This is a genomic window from Xanthomonas sp. SHU 166 (genome assembly GCF_000364685.1).
GTDB classification, from domain to species: Bacteria; Pseudomonadota; Gammaproteobacteria; order Xanthomonadales; family Xanthomonadaceae; genus Xanthomonas_A; species Xanthomonas_A sontii.
Window position 1 is genome coordinate 1 of the sequence record NZ_AQOJ01000579.1, and the last position, 2,950, is coordinate 2,950.

Here is a 2,950-nt window from a genome sequence, read left to right on the forward strand (position 1 = left end):
CTGGCCGCGCAGGGCGCCACCGTCATCGGCACCGCCACCTCCGACGCCGGCGCGCAAGCGATCGGCGCGCGCCTGGCCGCCCATGGCGGCCACGGCCGCGCGCTGGACGTCACCGACGGCGCCGCGGTCGATGCGCTGATCGAGGCGATCGCCAAGGAATTCGGCCCGGTCTCGATCCTGGTCAACAACGCCGGCATCACCCGCGACAACCTGCTGATGCGGATGAAGGACGACGACTGGCAGGCGATCATCGACACCAACCTGACCAGCGTGTTCCGCACCTCCAAGGCGGTGCTGCGCGGCATGATGAAGGCGCGCAAGGGCCGCATCGTCAACATCGCCTCGGTGGTCGGCGTGACCGGCAATCCGGGCCAGGCCAACTACGCCGCGGCCAAGGCCGGCATCATCGCCTTCTCCAAGTCGATGGCCAAGGAAATCGGCTCGCGCGGCATCACCGTCAACGTGGTCGCGCCGGGCTTCATCGACACCGACATGACCAAGGCGCTGCCGGAAGCGCAGCGCACCGCGCTGCTGGAGCAGATCGCGCTCGGCCAGCTCGGCCAGCCGTCCGACATCGCCAACGCGGTGGCGTTCCTGGCCGGGCCCGGCGCCGGCTACATCACCGGCGAAACCCTGCACGTGAACGGCGGGATGTACATGCCGTGAGCCTGCGGCGCAACGGACGCGCCTAAGTGGCTGATCGGCCGGCATTTGTGCAGTGCTGCAAGGGCCAGTCGGTTTCCACTACACTACCCAACGCGGCCATCGCAGCCCGATGGCGTTTTGTGAGTCCCTCACAGGAGCACCGCACATCCGTGTGCGGGGATCCTAAAACTCGAACCACCACTACTCCATCTGGAGCGATATCCCAATGAGCACCATCGAAGAACGCGTCAAGAAAATCGTCGTCGAACAGCTCGGCGTCAAGGAAGAAGAAGTCACCAACAACGCATCGTTCGTCGATGACCTGGGTGCCGACTCGCTGGACACCGTCGAGCTGGTGATGGCCCTGGAAGAAGAGTTCGAGTGCGAGATCCCGGACGAAGAAGCCGAGAAGATCACCTCGGTGCAGCAGGCCATCGACTACGTCAAGGCGCACGTCAAGAGCTGAGGCTGCGTTCGCGATCGCCATCGGCGCCTGCGTGGGCCCGATGCGCGTGACAATCCCATGGGGCCGCGCATGCGGCCCTGTGTTTTTACAGCGTCAAGGCCGCGCGTATCGCGGTGAGGAGATTTCGCAATGAGCCGTCGTGTCGTCGTAACCGGCATGGGCCTGGTGTCGCCGTTGGGCAATGACCTGGCCAGCAGTTGGGAAGGGATCGTCAACGGACGCTCCGGCATCGGCCCGATCACCCAGATCGATGCGTCTCAGTTCACCACCAAGATCGCCGGCGAGATCAAGGATTTCGATCCGACCAAGTTCATCTCGTCCAAGGACGCGCGCAAGATGGACTCGTTCATCCATTACGGCGTCGGCGCCTCGTTCATGGCGCTGGACGATTCCGGCCTGGAGATCACCGAGGCCAATGCCGAGCGCATCGGCGCGATCCTCGGCTCCGGCATCGGCGGCCTGCTCGGCATCGAGGAGCAGACCGTCAAATTCCACGAGGGCGGCGCGCGCAAGATCTCGCCGTTCTACGTGCCCAGCACCATCATCAACATGCTGCCGGGCCAGGTGAGCCTGATCAAAGGGCTGAAGGGGCCGACCTTCTCCGCGGTCTCGGCCTGCGCCACCTCCAACCATTCCATCGGCACCGCGATGCGCATGATCCAGCACGGCGACGCCGACGTGATGCTGGCCGGCGGCGCCGAGCGCGGCTCCTCGCCGACCTCGGTGGGCGGCTTCTGCTCGATGAAGGCGATGTCCACCCGCAACGACGATCCCGCCGCCGCCTCGCGCCCGTGGGACAAGGAGCGCGACGGCTTCGTGCTCGGCGACGGCGCCGGCGTGCTGGTGCTGGAAGAGTACGAACACGCCAAGGCGCGCGGCGCGCGCATCTACGCCGAGCTGGTCGGTTTCGGCGCCAGCTCCGACGCCTTCCACATGACCGCCCCGAGCGAGGACGGCGAAGGCGCCGCGCGCAGCATGGTGGCGGCGATGAAGGACGCCAAGCTCAATCCGGACCAGATCGACTACCTCAACGCGCACGGCACCTCCACGCCGCTGGGCGACCTGGCCGAGACCCTGGCGATGAAGCGTGCGCTGGGCGATCACGCCTACAAGACCATGGTCAGCTCCACCAAGTCGATGACCGGCCACCTGCTCGGCGCCGCCGGCGGTGCCGAAGCGATCTTCTCGGTGATGGCGATCCACGCCGGCATCATCCCGCCGACCATCAACCTGCACGAGCCGGGCGAAGGCTGCGACCTGGACTACGTGCCGAACGTGGCGCGCGAGAAGAAGATCGACGTGGCGATGTCCAATGGGTTCGGCTTCGGCGGGACCAACGGGACGTTGGTGTTCAAGCGGGTCTGAGGGCCGGGAATCGGGAATCGGGAATAGGGAATCGGGAATCGTCGCAGCCCGCGCCTCACTCCCATCGCGCGCGTCCATCTATCCAGCGGCGCGCGTGAGGTCCGCGCGCGCTGCTGCGGCCTCGCTTAGGGCTTGTCTGGCGACGCCTTCCGTTTCCTGACGTTTCTTTCATTCTTCCAGCGGATCTTCGATGCTGCGTACCGTTCCCTTGCCGGCCGAGGTCGATCTGCTGGCGCTGCATCGCCTGGCGCCGCAGCGGTATCCGGTGTTGCTGGAATCGGCGGCGTCGGGCACGGCGCAGGGGCGCTGGGATCTGTTGCTGGTCGCCGACGGGCGGGGCCTGCGGCTGGAGCGCGACTGGGTCACCCGCGCGTTGGATGGCACGGCGGTCGCCGGCGATTTCCTCGATGCGCTGGACGCGCACTGGCAGGCCGAACGCTGCGAACGCGACGAGCCGCGCTGGCCGTTTCGTGG

At 66.6% G+C, this 2,950-nt stretch carries 3 protein-coding genes and 1 pseudogene; all 4 read left to right on the forward strand.

Translation table 11 applies throughout. From position 1 onward, the window contains the following. Positions 1-666 (forward strand): 3-oxoacyl-ACP reductase FabG (fabG, locus tag D180_RS14465; protein ID WP_017913360.1); only part of this gene is annotated, 666 nt, incomplete at its 5' end. Positions 667-871: 205 nt separating this feature from the next. Further along, on the forward strand, positions 872-1,111 hold the full coding sequence (acpP, locus tag D180_RS14470; RefSeq protein WP_010342475.1) for an acyl carrier protein: 240 nt from the start codon (positions 872-874) through the stop codon (positions 1,109-1,111). 129 nt (positions 1,112-1,240) lie between these two features. Then, positions 1,241-2,476, forward strand: a complete 1,236-nt coding sequence (gene fabF / locus D180_RS14475; protein ID WP_043091024.1) for a beta-ketoacyl-ACP synthase II — start codon at positions 1,241-1,243, stop codon at positions 2,474-2,476. 190 nt (positions 2,477-2,666) lie between these two features. Then, positions 2,667-2,950, forward strand: a pseudogene (locus D180_RS14480) (aminodeoxychorismate synthase, component I); the annotation flags it as partial.